Genomic DNA, 18132 nt, shown 5'->3' on the forward strand with positions numbered 1-18132 from the left:
ATGAAGATTCAGTCGGTTGGTGTAATTGGTGCAGGGACCATGGGCAATGGCATTGCGCAAGTTTGCGCTGTTGCTGGTCTAAAGGTCGTCATGGTAGACATCAATGATGCTGCTGTTCAACGTGGCCTAGATCACATCAGCAAAAGTTTAGATCGGCTCATTAAAAAAGAAATGCTGACTGCAGATGCCAAAGTGGCTGCAGTCAAACGGATTCAAGGTAGCACCTCTTACGCTGACCTCAAAGGTCTTAGTCTTGTGATTGAAGCTGCTACTGAGAATCAAGCGATTAAAGAAAAAATTCTCAAGCAAGTCGACGAGATAGTGAGCAAGGACACCATCATTGCCACCAATACTTCATCGCTCTCTATCACTAAGCTGGCAGCCTTAGATTCCAACCCAACACGCTTTATCGGCATGCACTTCTTTAACCCGCCACCTTTGATGGCGTTAGTTGAGGTAATTCGTGGTCTGCAAACTAGCGACCAAACTCATGCCGCCGTTATTGAAATGGCAAAACGCATTGGCAAAGAGCCAATAACCGTCAAGAACTCACCCGGCTTTGTCGTCAATCGCATCTTATTGCCAATGATTAACGAGGCGTTCTTCGTGCTGTCAGAGGGTTTAGCGAGTCCTGAAGACATAGATGCCGGTATGAAACTGGGCTGCAATCAACCGATAGGCCCACTGGCTTTAGCAGACTTAATTGGTTTGGATACTTGCCTCGCAGTCATGGAGGTGTATTTTGAAAACTTTAGTGATTCTAAATATCGCCCTTGCCCACTACTACGTGAGATGGTTGCCGCTGGTTATCTTGGTCGCAAAACCGGTCGCGGCGTTTACACCTACGATCAATAATTTTGATTGATTTATTTTTCATATCTTCATTTCTCTTAGCCTAAGCAAACTCCCGTGAACCCTTCTGCCAATCCTATTCCACCGCTCGTACTCAAACTTGGCTACGCGGGCTTGATTCCTTTTGTGGGTCTAGCACTATTAGTACAGCTGGCTCCAACTCCTTTGAATTATTTGAGTGCAGAGTCGCTGGCAGGCTATGGCGCAGTCATTACTTCCTTTATGGGTGCATTACATTGGGGCGCTAGTTTGCATACCTTAGGCAAGGCGCCTTCTGGTGACCGCTGGATAGACCGCAACGCTTGGGTTTGGGGTGTGATCCCTGCATTAGTAGCTTGGGTAGCCTTGCATATTTATATTCCGGTTGGCTTATTGATCATGGCATCAACCTTGGTCATTCAACGTAATATCGATCAGAATACTTACAACTACTATTTTTCAGATGAAGCAGCTCGTATGGCGTTCATGGCGATGCGCAATCGCTTAACGTATGTTGCTGCTGCTTGCCTAACTTGGGCAGCTATTGTGATTCTTTTCATCCAAGCCTAATGGAATGAGCGGTCTTTTTGATAGCACGCCACCTCCTCCTTTAGCGGAAGCACTCCGTCCAAAATCGATTGATGAGGTCATTGGACAGACTCATTTATTAACTGCGGGCAAACCACTTAACTTAGCCTTTGCCTCTGGTAAACCTCACTCCATGATTCTATGGGGGCCGCCTGGTGTTGGTAAAACAACGCTGGCCCGTTTATCTGCAAAAGCATTTGACCGTGAGTTCATTGCTATCTCCGCTGTATTGGCTGGCGTGAAGGAGATTCGTGAAGCAATTGAGCAAGCTCAACACAGTATGGCGCAATACGGCAAGCAAACGATTCTGTTCGTCGATGAGATTCATCGCTTTAATAAGAGCCAACAAGATGCGCTTTTGCCTCATGTTGAATCTGGTTTATTCACCTTCATTGGCGCCACTACCGAGAACCCCTCCTTTGAAGTGAACTCAGCACTGCTCTCTAGAGCGCAGGTTTATGTTCTGCAATCCTTAAGTGCTGATGAGCTTAAGAAACTATTTGAGCGCGCACATCAACATGCAATGCCTGATATTGAGTTTGATGCCACAGCAATTGATGCACTCATTCATAACGCCGATGGCGATGCCCGTCGCCTCCTCAACTTAGTCGAGCAAGTCCGCAATGCCGTGCTGACACCAGATTCCGATGTGAAGCTTGTTGATCAAGTCTTTATTGAAAACGCCTTGACTATGCAAGCGCGTCGCTTTGATAAGGGTGGTGATCAGTTTTACGACCAGATCTCTGCTCTGCATAAATCTGTCAGAGGCTCCGACCCTGATGCTGCGCTATATTGGTTCTGCCGTATGCTCGATGGTGGTGCTGATCCACGGTATTTAGCGCGGCGCATTATTCGTATGGCTTGGGAAGATATTGGCTTGGCTGATCCTCGTGCGATGCAACTAGCCAATGATGCCGCTCTCACCTTTGAAAGACTAGGATCGCCAGAGGGTGAACTCGCCCTAGGCCAAGCTGTGGTGTATTTGGCGGTAGCCTCTAAAAGTAATGCAAGCTATAAAGCATTTAATGCTGCGCGCGCCTACGTTGCTAATGACCAATCCAAATCTGTGCCCAATCATTTACGCAACGCACCCACCAAGCTGATGAAAGAACTCGGCCATGGTAAAGAGTACCGCTATGCGCATGATGAGCCACATGGCTATGCTGCCGGTGAATCCTACTTGCCCGAAGGCATGACACAACCCCATTGGTATGAACCGGTTGAGCGTGGCTTGGAAAGTCAAATTAAAGAAAAGATGGCTTTTTTACGTCAACTCGATGCTGAGCATCAAAAGAAGTAACTCTCGAGAGCGAAGACACAAATGAGCACTAAGATCCCCGCAACTTTTTACTATGACATTATTTCTCCATTTGCCTATTTGTATGTCAAACAACGGCATCGTCTCGAGGATCAGCTCAATATCACCCCAGTACCCGTTTTACTTGGCGGCCTACTAAGAGCAACTGAGAACATAGGTCCGGGAGAAGTTGCTGCTAAGCGACCTCACACATATCAGTTTTGTATCTGGCAAGCGGAGCGACTCGGCATTCCTTTGCGCTTTCCAGAGCACCACCCTTTTCTGACTGTGGCACCGCAGCGCCTACTTTTACAAAAGCAAGCCGATTGGCAGATGGTAGAGCGGGCATTTGATTATGTTTGGATTGAAGGCAAAGATCCCAACCTTTCTTGGTCGGAATTTTGCCTTTACCTAGGCTTACCAGCAGATACTGAAAAACCCAACAGCCCTGAAATCAAAGCGCAATTAATGAGCAATGGTCTACAAGCAAAAGCAGATGGCGCCTTTGGAGTTCCTGTCTTAGTTGTGAATCAACATTGTTTTTGGGGTGTTGATACGATTGACTGGGTACTTGACTACCTGAAAAGACCCGGCATGTTTGAGGAAGCCTCTTACGCCTATGCTGGAACCATCCCTAATGGCTTGCTTTCCTAGTGCAATCCCGCTGTAGCATTTGATTGCACAATACAATCAGCTTTATCAATCTGAACGAATTAAGGAGTCAATATGCGTCAATTATTTGCTAGTCTCATTCTCATCGCCAGTTGTTTTGCAAGTCAAGCGGCAATTGCTGGGCCAAAGGTTGAATTTAAAACTACGCTAGGAAATTTTGTGGTGGAACTGGACGATGCCAAGGCGCCTAAGACTACTGCTAACTTTTTAAATTATGTGAAGAGTGGTTTTTATAACGGTACCATTTTTCATCGAGTCATTGATAGCTTCATGATTCAAGGTGGCGGCTTTACTCCTGACCTTGTGCAAAAGCCAACCGATGCGCCAGTAGTATCAGAGGCAAATAATGGTCTGAAAAATAATACTTACACCATTGCTATGGCTCGCACTTCAGATCCGGATTCTGCTACTGCACAGTTTTTCATTAATGTGAAAGATAATGAAAGCCTCAACTTCCCGAATGCGATGGGTAACGGTTACACCGTCTTTGGCAAAGTGATTTCTGGAACACAAACTATTGATGCCATTCGTAAAGTGCCAACCATGGTTGCGCCTGCACCACGCATGGGCAGAATGGCTGATGTCCCGACCAAAACAGTCATGATTGAATCTGCCACCATTCTGAAATAAACAAACCAGTCGCCATGATTTTGCTCGATGATGCGCAAAGCACGGCGACTAATCCCACTAGTCGGTTTTATGAGGCTGCATCGCAATATTGGTGCGTATTCCCTAGTGAGAATCAAGCCGATGATCACAAGGCTATTGAAAATTGTTTAAGTGAAATATCCCATGCACTTAGCAAAGGAGAGTATGTGGTTGCTGCCTTTGCTTATGAGATGGGCAGGCTGATCCACAAATTACCCTATCGAAAGACTACGGGTGACCCTCACCCCCTGATTGAAGCTTGGTCTTTTCAAGATTTCAAAAAACTGTCTAAAGAGCATATTGATCAAGTCATTTCTCAAAAATTAAGTCAGCTGCAAGAGTCTGCAAGAATGGCTGGAGTCTTAGATATTCAGGAATCCATCACTGAAAAACAATTTTCTACGGATCTTGCCAAGATTCAGGAATACATCCGTGATGGCGATACCTATCAAATTAATCATACCTACCGCATTACCGGGAAAACTTATGGGGCACCGCTAGCGCTCTACAGTTGCTTACGTGAGCGCCAGCCTGGGAGATTTGGTGCCTATATTGAACAAGGCTCACATTACCTTTTGTCACAGTCACCTGAGCTCTTTATTGAGCGCAAAGGTGACATACTCAAAGCGATGCCCATGAAAGGGACTGCAAGCGCACTATCGCAAGCTGCTAGTGCTTTGTCAGATGATCCTAAAAATCAGGCAGAGAATGTGATGATTGTTGATCTCTTGCGCAATGATCTCAGTCGCCTCTCTCTACCAAACACAGTGACAGTTCCCAACTTATTTGCAGTAGCAAGGCACGGCGATGTATTGCAGATGACCTCTACTGTGCAAGGTCAAGTAAAGCCCGCTATCGGGCTGAGCGATATATTGCATGCCATCTTTCCGTGTGGATCAGTCACAGGCGCACCTAAAAAACGCAGCATGGAAATTATTCAAGAGCTTGAGCCCGAAGATCGTGGTTATTACTGTGGCGCCTTAGGCTGGCTAGATCCTAGTGGTGACTTTGCGTTTAGCGTGCCTATTAGAACTGTAGAGATTGAAGAGGATCATCTATCTCATGCCGCTACTTTTACTTTGGGAGTGGGCGCGGGCATCACGATTGATTCTGAAGCTCAACAAGAATGGCAAGAATGCCGTATCAAGTCTGCTTTCTTAATGAATCTTCCAAGCGCTACGGGATTATTTGAAACGATTGCTGTAGAACAGGGTAAGCCAAAACGATTAGAGCAACATTTAGATCGTATGCAAGCCTCAGCTTCTGCTTTGGGCATTCCCTTCAAGAGAGGCAATACAACAGAAACTGTTTTAAATGCCTGTGCATCCCTTGATCAACATTCTCTTTTGAGATTACGACTCGATCTCGCTGCCAATGGCGCACTCTCTATCACTTCTGCTGCGCTTGATGCGCTAGAAGTGCCAGTCAAAATTTTCTGGGCTCAAGATATTCTTTCCTCAGAATGCACCATGTTCTCTGGGGATGCCTTATTACGTCACAAGATCAGCCATCGCATTCTTTACGATGCTGCTTGGCAAACGGCAGTCAAACTCGGTGGCTTTGATGCCTTATTTATAAATGAACAGGGCTTTGTTACTGAAGGTGGCAGAACGAGCATTTTTATTAAACCCAAAGATCATTCAGAGTGGCTCACTCCTCCAGTATCTGCGGGACTATTGCCCGGTGTGATGCGTGCCGCCCTGCTAGACGATCCCCAAATTAATGCCCGTGAAGCCAACCTGACTATTAAAGATGTTTCAATGGCTGATGAGATTATGCTTAGCAATGCCTTGCGAGGCACTCTCAAGGCCCACTTTTAGAAAGTCTGCATGAAGTATTGTTCCAACTGCGCTGCGAACCTGACAGTCAAAATTCCGGCGGATGATTCTCGTGAGCGTCATGTATGCGAAGCCTGCGGGAGCATACATTATCAGAACCCCAGAAATGTCGTGGGCAGTATTCCGGTTTATGGCAAGCAAGTATTGCTATGCCGTCGTGCGATTGAACCACGCCATGGCTACTGGACCCTTCCCGCTGGCTTTATGGAATTAGGCGAAAGTACGAGCCATGGCGCCATCAGAGAGACACTTGAAGAGGCTGGCGCTGTGGTTGAAGTGGGCCCACTGTATTCTTTACTCAATGTGCCACATGCCGAACAAGTCCATTTATTTTATCTTGCCACCATGACTTCACCAGAATTTTCTGCTGGCGAAGAAAGCCTTGAAGTAGCACTCTTTCATGAACATGAAATTCCGTGGAGTGAGTTAGCCTTTCCAACAGTCAAACAAACCTTAGAGTGGTTTTTTGCTGATCGCGCTGCTGGCATATTGAATGGTGAGTTTCATGTGCGCAGTCGTGATGTGTTGCCTTCAGAGAGAATTTGATTACGCCACATGAGTCAAATTACTTGGCTAGGACCACACAACTCCTTTCCAAACCCGCTACTAACGCCAGATCCTGACCCGAGCGTTCCAGGGCTCATTGCAGTGAGTGAGCGTATTTATCCAGATCAATTACTGCAAGCTTATCAACTCGGTATTTTTCCTTGGTACTCCAATGAGCAACCCGTCTTATGGTGGTCGCCTGATCCGCGGATGGTTTTAAAGCCTGGCCATTTCAAGTGCAGCGAATCATTAAGAAAAAGTATTCGCCTATTTTGTCGGGACACGCATAGTCAATTATTGGTGGATGCCGATTTTGGTGCTGTGATTCGGGCCTGTGCCACTAGCTCTCGAAAAGACCAGGATGGCACTTGGATCACCCATGAAATCATGGATGCATACACCACCATTCATGAGCAAGGTCATGCCCATAGCATTGCCCTAGTCGAACAAGGTGAGTTGGTTGGCGGCTTGTATTGCGTAGCTTTAGGTGGCATGGTATTTGGCGAGTCGATGTTTAGTCGTAAACCCAACGCCTCTAAAATAGCATTGGCTGCCTTAAGCGCTTGGTGCATCCAAAATGAAGTAGCCATGATTGACTGCCAACAAGAAACCACCCACCTAAGCTCTTTGGGGGCTGCGCCAATATCCAGGGCTGTATTCTTGGGACAACTGCAAATATCTTTAAATCAAACTAATATTGATAAACCCTGGACCTTTGATAAAAACATCCTAACCCACTGGCTATGACCCGGCTCAAAGAACTCCCCCTCACCGCCCTCCAGTTTTATGCAACTGCACCTTATCCATGCAGCTATCTGCCTAATAAAACTGCGCGTTCCCAAGTAGCCACGCCCTCACACCTGATTCATGCAGACGTCTATAACGAACTATTAAATGCAGGCTTTCGTCGCAGCGGCTTATACACCTATCGCCCTTATTGCGATGAATGCAAAGCCTGTATTGCCACCCGTATCTTAGTGAATCCATTTACGCCAACACGCAGTCAACGACGCGCCTGGAAAAAGCATGCAGATCTACAAGCGTTTGTTTTGAACTTAGGCTATCAAGAAGAACATTACCAACTCTATCAACGCTATCAAAATGAACGTCATGCTGGTGGTGATATGGATAACGATGACCAAGATCAATACATGCAATTTTTATTGCAAAGTCGAGTCAACTCTCGTATCGTTGAATTTAGAGATGGCCCTCACGATCCACACCCCGGACGTCTGCGCATGGTGAGCATGATTGACATCTTGGAACAAGGCATCTCCTCGGTATATACCTTCTACGATACTGCCGATAGCTCTGCTAGCTTTGGTAATTACAGCATTCTGTGGCAAATCGAACAGGCTCGGATACTCAACCTACCTTATCTTTATCTTGGCTACTACATTCACGATAGTGAGAAGATGTCCTATAAGGCGAAGTACCAACCCATGGAAGGCTTAATTGACGATCATTGGCAAGCCCTGACTGGTTCATAATATCTATTCATGATCGATCGCTATTCATTCTTGCGCCCCTGGCTCTTTTGCCTTGACCCAGAACAAGCCCACAATCTCACGCTGACGAATTTAGACCGTGCTCAACGCTGGGGTCTGCTAGAAAAGTTTCTAACTCAACCGCTTGCAGATCCACGTACATTGTGCGGTATTACCTTTCCCAATCCAGTGGGACTTGCTGCAGGCTTAGATAAAGATGGCAAGCATATTGATGCACTCGCTGCCCTAGGTTTTGGTTTTCTGGAGATCGGCACAGTGACTCCCCGCCCTCAGCCAGGAAATCCAAAACCGCGCATGTTTCGCTTGACGCAAGCTCAGGCCATTATTAATCGTATGGGCTTTAACAATGATGGTGTTGAGGCTTGCGTAGCAAGAGTTCGTCGCTCACGCTTTTGGCAAAGCGGTGGCGTTTTAGGTTTGAACATTGGCAAGAATGCCATTACACCGATTGAAGATGCAGCTAGCGACTACGTATTAGCGATGGATGCCGTTTATGAAATTGCTACCTACATCACCGTGAATATCTCTTCGCCAAACACGCAAAATCTGCGTGCCCTGCAAGGCGAAGAAATGTTACGCGCCTTACTTGGCAGCCTGGATGAGGCTCGCAAGCGCTTGAGTGATCGCTTTGGTGTGCGTAAGCCACTCTTTCTGAAAATCGCACCCGATCTGGATCATGGCGATATCAATCTCATTGCTGACCTCTTAATGGAGTTTGGTATAGATGCCGTTATTGCTACCAACACCACCATTGCTCGCGATGCTGTGCAAGGGATGGAGCATGGTCAAGAAATCGGTGGCTTATCCGGTGCACCAGTTCGCATGGCATCCAACATCGTCATCAAAGCACTCAAGGCAAGACTGGGCAATCAAGTGCCCATCATTGGCGTTGGCGGCATTTTGAGTGGTGCCGATGCTAAGGAAAAGATAGCTGCTGGGGCTAGTTTGGTTCAGGTCTATAGCGGCTTGATTTATCGTGGCCCGGACCTCGTCAATGAGTGCGCTAAAGCTTTAAGAAACCACTAAGCAGTCTTAGATGAATGATGGCTACCCCATCTAGGGGTTATCGCCTTGATCCTTCATATAATCTCATTTCATAATATGCAATATGGCATGAAATCGCTACAATCATTCCTATGAGCACAAGTAAAACTGTCAAAACCTCTAAAAATACCGGGGAAGTTGCTAAAACAGCGATCCAGGTGGTGGAGCGCATGATGAATTTGCTCGATGCCCTAGCGGTTCATGAAGAATCTAGCAGCCTTAAAAACTTGGCTGCGGAAACGGGCTTACACCCCTCCACAGCCCACCGCATCTTAAATGACATGGTCGCCTGCCGATTGGTTGAGCGTGGCGATGGTGGCACCTATCGCCTTGGCTTAAAGCTCTTGGAGCTGGGCAATCTAGTGAAAGCAAGATTATCGGTTCGTGAAGCCGCTCAAGTACCGATGCGCACCCTACACAAACTCACTGGCGAAACAGTCAATCTCTCGGTTCGCCAAGGCGATGAGATTGTTTATATTGATCGTGCCTACAGCGAGCGTTCAGGCATGCAGGTGGTTCGTGCCATTGGTGGACGCGCCCCTCTCCATCTCACCTCTGTTGGCAAACTATTCCTAGCCAGTGATGACGCCAATCAAGTACGGGCCTACGTCACTCGCACGGGTCTCTCAGGTCACACTCGCAACAGCATTACGGATTTAGCTAAACTCGAGTCCGAACTCAATCACGTTCGCAGAGTGGGTAGTGCAAGGGATGATGAAGAATTAGAGCTTGGCGTGAGCTGTCTTGCTGCCGCCATTCTGGATGACACTGGTAAATTGGTTGCCGGTTTATCACTCAGCGCCCCAACCGATCGTATTCAAGCAGATTGGCTCAGATCATTACAAGACACTGCTCTACAAATCTCCAAGGGCATGGGCTTTAAGCCTAAGTCTGCCGAGCCAGGCTCATCTGCCTAGTCAACTCAACTTACATTAAGCGACGAATGGGTTGCGTGCCAGAAGGCATGCGCTCATACCAGTCACGCACACGCACTGCATCAGCAAAACGGGATTGTGTTCCTACAGAATCGAGGAACACCAATAATAGCGGGGTGTTGTTCACTCGCGCTTGCATCACTAAACATTTTCCAGCGGCATTTATGAAACCTGTTTTTTGCAAACCAATATCCATGTCCCCAGAACGTACTAATCGATTGGTATTCAAGAACTTTTGTGGGCGCTTTGCAATCACCATCGTTAAATCTGGCCAAGTGGAATATTCACGAATTAACTTATATTGATATGCTGCATTGAGCATGCGAGTTAAATCTTCAGCAGTCGCAACGTTCTCACTAAGTAAGCCTGTGGGATCGGCAAAATAAGAATGCTCCATGCCCAGTTCTCTAGACTTCCGATTCATGGCATCCACAAAGGCTGTGATACCACCTGGGTAATTTCTACCCAAGGTATAGGCAGCGCGGTTTTCAGAGGACATCAACGCTAACAACAAGGCTTCTTGACGTGTCAAAACGGTGCCTGCAGCTAGACGTGAAGTGCGATAGATATGCACATCATCTGCATTAATCACCAGGGTTTCATCAAGAGGCAACTTGGAGTCAAGTACCACCATGGCGGTCATCAACTTCGTGATGGATGCAATTGGCAAGCTCACGGTAGGATTCTTTTCGAAGTAAACCTCTTTGGTATCTTGATTGACTACCATAGCTACGCTGGACTTCAGGCTGAGATCATCATGCTGACCACGCAAACCTAGCGCGGTAGCCAGTGAAGGGGGTCCAGCAACTGCTGGTGCAGTAGAACGCGTCACAGTAACGCGAACAGTCTTCGGTCTCTTAGGAGACTTCACCACCACTTTAGTAGTTTTGGTTTGGGCTTGAGTTTGCTTTTCTTTGTCTTTACTGGCGGCAATAGCTGACGCAACACCGAGTGCCCCATAGCCGAAAACCAAGGCTAAGACAAAGAGCCAAAAACGATATAAATGCATCCCAAAAATACCTTCCAAAACTTTCAACATACGGAATGATAATTAATTTCTAAAAGGGAGTCGGATTTCTGCGCCCCATCTTGGTTAACCCCCCAATCTACCCCTATTGAGCCCCTACTCTGCAATAGTCGCTACCGTGTTCGCCTGACGCTGATTCACCAGCACTACGCCAGTCATTGTCAAACAGAGGCCCAGAGCCATCAGGAGTGTGAATGGCTCATCAAACAAGAGCCACGCCATCAATGCAGTTGTCGGGGGGGTTAGATAGAGCAAACTCGTGACTTTGGTTGCCGCCCCTTTACGGATCATCATGAATAACAAGCTAATGGAGCCAATCGATACAGGAAAAATGGCCCATAACAAAGCGCCCACTACAGAGGCATTCCAAACCATGACGCCTGTTTCAAAGAAATACATACAAAAGAAACATAGCACGGCTGAAACACCAAACTGAATAGAAGACCCAGCGCGAAGATCAAATACTGGGCAGTATTTTTTCTGATAAAGAGTTCCAAAGGTGATCGAGAGTAATGCTGTAAACGCTAGCAGATAGCTAGCCAAAGGGATATGGGCAAAGCCAATCTTTTCAGCCACGACCAAGGCAACGCCTGCAAAACCAAAGCAGAGACCAATCCATTGGCGTGGCGTCACCGTCTCCGAAATCCAAGCAGCAAACCAGGCGGTCAAAATCGGTTGCAGACCAACGATGATTGCCGCCAAACCTGCAGTCATTCCAAGGCGGACTGCAAACCAGACGCCTAATAGATAGCCGAACTGTAAAAGTATTCCTGCGATAGCGATATGCTTGATTTGCGACCAGCTAGGCCAAGAGATGCGCCACACAAGGCTCAAAGCAGCCATTGCGGCAATCACACCCACAAAGCGCCAAAATAGGAAGGTGGCAGGCTCTACATAAGGCATAGCCAAACGTGCAATCACAAACCCCGTACTCCAAATTAATACAAAAATGGGTGCAATGACGTTGTCTAAACCAAGCTTCATGGATAACTTACTGAAAATATTGAGATTTTTGTCTAATCCACGATTTTAGGCTTTTTCTAAAAGCCATCAGCGGTTCTCAAGGAAGCTAAATCCTTGGGTTATGATGCTTTTCACTATTTAAGCCATTTAATTAAGCAAAAATCAGCTATTGACCCTTCAGGTCAGCAAGATCATAGTAGTAAGAGTGCACCCAAAGAAAGAGGCAAAGATGAACTTAACGCCAGAACAAATCGCAGCGGCACAAAAAGCCAATTTAGAAACCTTGACTGGCCTCACAAATCAAGCCCTCCAAAGTATCGAGAAATTAGTTGAGCTCAATTTAGCCATTGCTAAACAAAGCTTGAGTGATAGCGTGAACAATGCCAAGAAAGCATTAGAAGTAAAAGATATTCAGCAACTGCTTGCCCATCAAGCTGAAACCGTTCAGCCGATCGCAGAAAAAATTATTTCTTATAGTCACCATTTATATAAGTTAGCTCATGAAACTCAAGATAACTTCACCAAGTCTGCGGAAAAAGAATTTTCTGCTGGCCAAAAGAGAATGGATGCTTTAGTTGAAGAGTGGGCTAAAAATACACCCGCAGGTTCTGATGCTGCCGTTCAAACAATCAAACAAGCCATTGCTTCTGCAAATCAGGTTTTTGAAACTAGTCATAAAGCGGTAAAGCATGCTGTTGATGTTGCACAAGCGAATCTCAATACTGCTGCCGATACCGTAACAAAAACTGTAAGCTCTGCTGGTAAGACATCGAAGAAAAAATAATTACTGTTTGCACTCTTGTAATACGCCCTCTTAATTTATCAGACACTAACACGCTTCATCAACTCTGCTCGATCTTCAGGTTTCTGGGAATTACCTTCCAAAACTACTTTTCCTCGCTCGACAACATAGTGTCTATTGCACAAGTGAATAGCCTTATGAATATTTTGCTCAATCAACAGAATGGCAACTCCTTGGGCTTTGAGTTCCTCCATCAATCTAAAGATTTCAGTAACAATCATGGGTGCCAGCCCCTCTGTTGGTTCATCAATCAGTAATAATTTGGGATTACCCACTAGTACCCTTCCCATTGCTAGCATTTGTTGCTCACCACCAGATAAAGTATTCCCAGGTTGAGATCGCCTCTCCCCTAATCGCGGAAATCTTTTTAAAACTAATTCAAGTCGCTCTTCAGCTTTCTGTCGTTCAGATGGTGGAACTTGCATGAGTCCAAGCTGCAGATTACCCTCCACACTTAAACCAGGAAATATCCTACGATCCTCAGGAACCAAGCCAATACCAAGTCGAGTAATTTCGTTGGGCGGAAGACTGTTGATAGATTGATTTTCGAAGTAGATCTCGCCCAATGTAGGCTTATACCACCCAGCGATGGTCTTCACTATCGTAGTCTTACCGACGCCATTTCTTCCGAATAGGCCCACAGTCTCTCCGGGTTGAATAGAAAGATTGACTCCTTGTAAGACATGCGACAACCCAAGACTGACATGAACATCATGCATTTTTAGAATCATGCTGTCTCCTCACCAAAGTATGCGGCTTGTACAAGCGGATTAGAGCGAACCTCCTGAGGGCTCCCTTCTGCTAATTTTTTCCCCTGTGCCATCACAATTACCGTCTTCGATAAATCCATCACCAAATCAACATCATGTTCAATTAAGAGGACGGTAATTTTTGATCCCAATTGCTTGATAAGCTCAGCTGTTTCTTGGGTATCCCCTTGAGACATCCCTTGAGTAGGCTCATCTAATAGCAACAGTTTCGGTCTAGTAGCGAGCGTTACCGCAATTTCTAATCGTCTTTGTTGACCATGCGAGAGAGCTCCCGCCAATTGATTACGGGAATCTAGTAAACCAAACTCTACTAACAACTCATCGGCCCTTGCCAATGCAAGCTCGCATTTACTCAAAGGTAAATATAAATAGGATCGCGGATGCAATGTTTGGCTAGCAAGGCGTAGATTATCTATAACTGTGAGATCAAAAAAGAGATTGGTGATCTGAAAAGATCTGGCCATGCCTGAAAATAATCTCTCTTCTGGATTCATGCCAGTCACGTTTTGATCATTCAGAAGTACTGAGCCAGAATCTGGCCTAAAAGTACCACTGAGCAGATTAAATAAGGTGCTCTTACCAGCACCATTTGGGCCAATGATTGAAGTAACCCCAAAAGGCACCACTTCAAAACTGATGTTATCAACAGCAACAAGACCTCCAAATCGTTTACTTAAATTGTTGGCTTTAAGAATAGCTTCAGACTTATTCATCAGACCCCCTTTTGCCAAAATATTTTGTGAATAGACCGGCTAGCCCCTTGGGTGCCGCAATCACAATGACAACAAAGATGAATCCGATCACGATGTGATGATGTGCAGTCCAAGTACCGATAACGGACTTAAATGAAGTGAGCAGAACACTGCCCATGATTGGGCCAATTAAAGTACCGACACCCCCTAGAACAACCGTCACTACAGCATTTCCGGAAACACTAAAGAACATCAATTCAGGAGAAACGAAGCCCCTCAGCATTGGATAAAGTGCACCAGAGACTGCAGCAACCACCGTAGCCAACACAAAGGCAACTTGTTTTGGACCTTTCGATTCATAACCGACGTATGCCAAACGATCCTCGTTCGAATGAATAGCGTGCCAAAGAGATCCCATTGGCGTTGTTAAGAAATACTTCAAGATCACATAGAGGGCGCCAATGGTCAGAAAGGTAATCACAAAAAATGTTCCTGGATCAGCGGCATCCAGAGATCCAAATGGAGTCCAAATACTTAAAATGGGCACTCCCATCATGCCGTCTGAGGCCCCAAGGCTTCGAGTGTTGTAGACCACTTTGGCTGCTACCTGAGCTAGTCCAAAAGTAATTAAGGCGAAGTAGACTCCCTTAGACCTTAATGCAATGAAACTAGCAATCCACCCAAGTAAAGTAGAGCACAAAATCACAACGCAAATTGCCAATGAGAAAGATGGAGAAATTTCTTTCAGAACCAATGCAGATAAATAAGCGCCAAAACCAAAATAGAGAGCTTGACCAAGCGATAACAATCCAACGATTCCAAGCAAGAGGTCCACAGACATTGCTAATCCACCAAAAATTAATGCTTCTGTTGCCAATCTGAGAAAAAAAGTATCGCCTAACAGGGTGCCAACTACAAACAAAATGAGGGATGAGGTTAGTAAAAGCCACTCAATGCAACGAATTGCCCTTGCTTGCGGATTAAGCATTTTTCATGCCTCCGTATAAACCACTTGGCTTAAACATTAAAACCAAAACCATCACCGTAAATACCAATGGGTCAGACCAAACAGGTGATATAAACAGGGAAGAAAGCGATTGCAATTGGGTCAGCAAAAGACCGGCAATCACAGCACCTTTAATACTACCAAGCCCACCAACAATCACAACACTGAATGCCAACAAGATGAAATCTCGGCCCATTGTCGGAAATACCGAGTAAATTGGGGCAAGCAATACACCTGCCAAGCCTGCTAGAGCAACTCCGAATGCAAATGTCAGTGCATAAACTCGCATAACAGGTATACCTAATGATGAGCTCATATCCTTGTCATAGGCGGCTGCCCTCACGATTGCACCTATCTGAGTTTTATAGATGAGCATCCAAACGGAGAAAATAAGCACCGCCCCAAATGCCATCAAAAATAGACGATAGTTTGGAAACATCACCCCCAATAATTCGCTTGCACCTGATATTGGCGCACTAGGCTTGATCGGGTTTGCCCCCCAAATGATCTTGTATCCATCCTCCAGAACCATAGCGACGCCAAACGTCAGCAGTAGGGTCAGAATGTGGCGATCTTTGTAATGAAATACTTTTTGAATCAGCAGTCTTTCCATGGCAAAACCAATAGGCACCAAGAGTATCGGGACGATTACTAAACATAGCCAAAATGAAACACCGATTGCCATCAGACTTACGCTGATAAATGCGCCAGCTGCATAAAACTCACCATGGGACATATTAATGACATCGAGTAAGCCGAAAATAATCGTCAAACCCAAAGCCATCAAGATCACAGCGACACCAATTGACAGTCCATTGACTATCTGAGGCGCATAAATATATTGCAAGCTTTCTAACATGAGAAAAGCATTCCTTAAATTAAAATCAGAATTCATTACAACCCTGCACCCCTTTTAAGGGTGCAGGGTTATTCGTTGATTCATTAAAAACGTGTACAAACATCAGGGCCAATAGCCTGATCAGAGGGAACACGTCCAACGATATTGAACTCACCATTTTCTACGCGTACTGCAAACATATCCTGCATAGCCTGATGATCGCCCGCACGCATCTTTTTTGTACCTTGAGGGGTCTGCCAACTGAGATCGTTCATTGCCGCCCGCACTTTATCGGTCTCAGTAGACTTGGCCTTCTCTACAGCAGTCTTATAGAAATATAAGAGGCCATAGGAATCTGCACCATAAAGATCTGGGAGCTTGTTATAGGCCTTTTGGAAATCTGCTACAAACTTTTTATTTGCTGGATTATCTAATTTAGGGGAATAACCAACGCCGGTTACAAATCCATTTGCAGACTTACCAATGGCGCCCATATTTTGTGAGGTAACAGTACCTGATGCGCCCACAATCGTCACGCCCTTGTTAACTCCATACTCATCCATCTGAGTAAATAAGCGAACAGTGTCATTGCCAGCTACTGAGGTATAAATCACATTGGGCTTTGCAGATCTTACTTGGCCAAAATAAGGTGAGTAGTCCTTATTATCCAATGGGGCAAACACTTCGCCAACATCTTTAGCACCTTTTTCAGTAGAAGCCTTTTTAAAGGCGGAAACCGTGCTACGTCCCATTTCATAGTCAGGGCCAATGAAGAAAATATTAGCTTTTGGAATCTCTTTATCGACCCATGCAGCCAAAGCAGCAGATTGCATACCTGCACGAGCATTCACACGAAATACATTTGGTGAGCACTTATCACCAGTAATAGAATCAGCAAATGAAACAGTAGTAGCTATCAGCTTATTATTTCGCTCGGCTAACTGTCCAACTGCCAAAGTTGATCCTGAATTAACCGTTCCCGTTAGAAACTCAACCTTTTCTACCTGAAAAAGCTTCTCTGCTTTTTGGGTCGCAACTGCTGGATTCGCTTCCTCGTCTTCATAAATAAGATCAATCTTACGTCCATTAATACCACCTGCAGCATTAATTTCTTTGGCGGCTAAATCCAATCCCATCTTGACCTGCTCACCAATTGGCGTATAAGTTCCCGACAAAGGCGTGACTACCCCAATCTTAATAGGGCCAGACTGAGCTAAAGCTAAAGAACTGCCCAGACTCAATGCGACTGCAATAGCGATTTGCTTTGTTTTAAATTGATTTTTCATCATTTACCTCTCCTGTAAAAATTAACGCCCAACAAAATTAGGCTGGCGCTTTCCATGAAAAGCTTCAACCCCTTCTTTAAAATCTTCTGAATTACGTAGACGGCTATAACAATGGCCCTCAACTTCGATTGCAGTAGTTAATAAACAATCTTCAGTTTCATTGAGCATCTTCTTTGCTGTTCTTTGTGCCATCGGAGAAAATGCCCGTAATTCCTCCACTAGATTGGCAACTGCATTTGGGAGTTCTGCATCTGGAACACACTCTGTAGCTACGCCCCATTCATATGCTTGTTGTCCTTTGATGCGCCTAGAACGCATAACGATATCCTTAGTTCTTGTAATGCCGACCATTTTTTGCAAGCGCGCAGAACCACCCGAACCAGGAATTTGGCCTAATTTCTGCTCTGGTAAAGCATACAAAGTAGATTCGGCAGCGATCCGGAAGTCACATGCAAGCGATAGTTCAAAGCCGACGCCAAAACAATAACCATGATTTGCAGCAATGACTGGTTTTGTACATCGAGCCGGCGCAGCAATATTCCAGGCTAATTTAGAAACATGTTCAGGTGTCGCCTCAAGAAAGCCCTTAATGTCTCCACCACTAGAAAAATGCTCGCCTTCCGCTCGCAATACGATAATGCGAACACGATTATCCGAGTCAAGCGCTTCAAATGTAGCCCGTAGCTGATCTCGTTGGGGCATTTGAATGACGTTAAACGGCGGTCTCTTGAGAACAATATCAGCCCTTTGATGAGCCTCATCAATCTCCACATAGAAACCATCTAAGTTATCTAGAATATTACTAAAAGGATGCTTCAAAATAGTTGCCATACAGTCTTTC

At 45.6% G+C, this 18132-nt stretch carries 20 protein-coding genes; 12 read left to right on the plus strand and 8 right to left on the minus strand.

The genetic code is table 11. The features are described from left to right. The 11 genes from C2756_RS06395 to C2756_RS06445 all read left to right on the plus strand — a co-directional run bounded on the left by C2756_RS06395 (position 1) and on the right by C2756_RS06445 (position 9889). The gene (locus C2756_RS06395) at positions 1 to 855 is read left to right on the plus strand and encodes a 3-hydroxybutyryl-CoA dehydrogenase (protein WP_215318112.1); all 855 of its coding nucleotides are present in this window, start codon (positions 1 to 3) and stop codon (positions 853 to 855) included. 54 nt (positions 856 to 909) lie between these two features. After that, positions 910 to 1401, plus strand: coding sequence for a DUF3429 domain-containing protein (locus C2756_RS06400; protein ID WP_251369936.1), 492 nt, complete (start codon positions 910 to 912; stop codon positions 1399 to 1401). A 4-nt stretch (positions 1402 to 1405) separates the two neighbouring features. Continuing rightward, positions 1406 to 2719 (plus strand): replication-associated recombination protein A, encoded by a 1314-nt coding sequence (locus tag C2756_RS06405; RefSeq protein ID WP_215294845.1) that lies wholly within the window; start codon positions 1406 to 1408, stop codon positions 2717 to 2719. Between the two features lie 21 nt (positions 2720 to 2740). Next, positions 2741 to 3370: a 2-hydroxychromene-2-carboxylate isomerase gene (locus tag C2756_RS06410; protein WP_215318113.1), complete on the plus strand. Its 630-nt coding sequence runs from the start codon at positions 2741 to 2743 to the stop codon at positions 3368 to 3370. A gap of 72 nt (positions 3371 to 3442) precedes the next feature. After that, entirely contained in the window at positions 3443 to 4018 is a 576-nt protein-coding gene (locus tag C2756_RS06415; RefSeq protein ID WP_215318115.1) for a peptidylprolyl isomerase, read from the plus strand. A gap of 14 nt (positions 4019 to 4032) precedes the next feature. Continuing rightward, on the plus strand, positions 4033 to 5856 hold the full coding sequence (locus tag C2756_RS06420) for a bifunctional chorismate-binding protein/class IV aminotransferase (protein ID WP_215318116.1): 1824 nt from the start codon (positions 4033 to 4035) through the stop codon (positions 5854 to 5856). A gap of 9 nt (positions 5857 to 5865) precedes the next feature. Further along, positions 5866 to 6420, plus strand: coding sequence for an NUDIX hydrolase (locus tag C2756_RS06425; protein ID WP_215318117.1), 555 nt, complete (start codon positions 5866 to 5868; stop codon positions 6418 to 6420). Positions 6421 to 6429: 9 nt separating this feature from the next. Then, positions 6430 to 7167, plus strand: a complete 738-nt coding sequence (gene aat / locus C2756_RS06430; RefSeq protein WP_215318119.1) for a leucyl/phenylalanyl-tRNA--protein transferase — start codon at positions 6430 to 6432, stop codon at positions 7165 to 7167. Beyond that, positions 7164 to 7910, plus strand: coding sequence for an arginyltransferase (locus C2756_RS06435; protein ID WP_215318121.1), 747 nt, complete (start codon positions 7164 to 7166; stop codon positions 7908 to 7910). The genes aat and C2756_RS06435 overlap by 4 nt, the downstream gene beginning before the upstream one ends. Positions 7911 to 7919: 9 nt before the next feature. After that, on the plus strand, positions 7920 to 8954 hold the full coding sequence (locus tag C2756_RS06440) for a quinone-dependent dihydroorotate dehydrogenase (RefSeq protein ID WP_215318122.1): 1035 nt from the start codon (positions 7920 to 7922) through the stop codon (positions 8952 to 8954). Positions 8955 to 9064: 110 nt separating this feature from the next. Beyond that, on the plus strand, positions 9065 to 9889 hold the full coding sequence (locus C2756_RS06445) for an IclR family transcriptional regulator (RefSeq protein WP_215294857.1): 825 nt from the start codon (positions 9065 to 9067) through the stop codon (positions 9887 to 9889). A 10-nt stretch (positions 9890 to 9899) separates the two neighbouring features. On the opposite strand, the gene C2756_RS06450 is transcribed toward C2756_RS06445, so the two are convergent. Both C2756_RS06450 and C2756_RS06455 read right to left on the minus strand, forming a co-directional pair. Continuing rightward, positions 9900 to 10946 (minus strand): serine hydrolase, encoded by a 1047-nt coding sequence (locus C2756_RS06450; RefSeq protein WP_251372002.1) that lies wholly within the window; start codon positions 10944 to 10946, stop codon positions 9900 to 9902. 84 nt (positions 10947 to 11030) lie between these two features. Then, positions 11031 to 11918, minus strand: a complete 888-nt coding sequence (locus tag C2756_RS06455) for a DMT family transporter (RefSeq protein WP_215318123.1) — start codon at positions 11916 to 11918, stop codon at positions 11031 to 11033. 208 nt (positions 11919 to 12126) lie between these two features. Between C2756_RS06455 and C2756_RS06460 the strand changes: the two genes are divergently transcribed. Further along, the gene (locus C2756_RS06460) at positions 12127 to 12681 is read left to right on the plus strand and encodes a phasin family protein (RefSeq protein WP_215318125.1); all 555 of its coding nucleotides are present in this window, start codon (positions 12127 to 12129) and stop codon (positions 12679 to 12681) included. 38 nt (positions 12682 to 12719) lie between these two features. Here the strand turns inward: C2756_RS06460 and C2756_RS06465 are convergent, their stop codons facing one another. From C2756_RS06465 to C2756_RS06490, 6 genes are read right to left on the minus strand one after another with little or no spacing between them, the layout of a single operon-like run. Continuing rightward, positions 12720 to 13430: an ABC transporter ATP-binding protein gene (locus C2756_RS06465; RefSeq protein WP_215318127.1), complete on the minus strand. Its 711-nt coding sequence runs from the start codon at positions 13428 to 13430 to the stop codon at positions 12720 to 12722. Continuing rightward, a complete protein-coding gene (locus tag C2756_RS06470) occupies positions 13427 to 14182 on the minus strand; it encodes an ABC transporter ATP-binding protein (protein ID WP_215318128.1) in 756 nt (251 codons plus the stop codon). The genes C2756_RS06465 and C2756_RS06470 overlap by 4 nt, the downstream gene beginning before the upstream one ends. Next, a complete protein-coding gene (locus tag C2756_RS06475) occupies positions 14175 to 15149 on the minus strand; it encodes a branched-chain amino acid ABC transporter permease (protein WP_215318135.1) in 975 nt (324 codons plus the stop codon). The genes C2756_RS06470 and C2756_RS06475 overlap by 8 nt, the downstream gene beginning before the upstream one ends. Next, the gene (locus C2756_RS06480; RefSeq protein ID WP_251372003.1) at positions 15142 to 16062 is read right to left on the minus strand and encodes a branched-chain amino acid ABC transporter permease; all 921 of its coding nucleotides are present in this window, start codon (positions 16060 to 16062) and stop codon (positions 15142 to 15144) included. The genes C2756_RS06475 and C2756_RS06480 overlap by 8 nt, the downstream gene beginning before the upstream one ends. A gap of 47 nt (positions 16063 to 16109) precedes the next feature. After that, positions 16110 to 17294 carry an ABC transporter substrate-binding protein gene (locus C2756_RS06485; RefSeq protein ID WP_251372004.1) on the minus strand — a complete coding sequence of 395 codons (1185 nt, stop codon included), beginning with the start codon at positions 17292 to 17294 and terminating at the stop codon, positions 16110 to 16112. 18 nt (positions 17295 to 17312) lie between these two features. Beyond that, entirely contained in the window at positions 17313 to 18122 is an 810-nt protein-coding gene (locus tag C2756_RS06490) for an enoyl-CoA hydratase/isomerase family protein (RefSeq protein WP_215318136.1), read from the minus strand. Positions 18123 to 18132: the final 10 nt, after the last annotated feature.

It is taken from the genome of Polynucleobacter sp. UB-Siik-W21 (genome assembly GCF_018687415.1).
GTDB lineage: Bacteria > Pseudomonadota > Gammaproteobacteria > Burkholderiales > Burkholderiaceae > Polynucleobacter.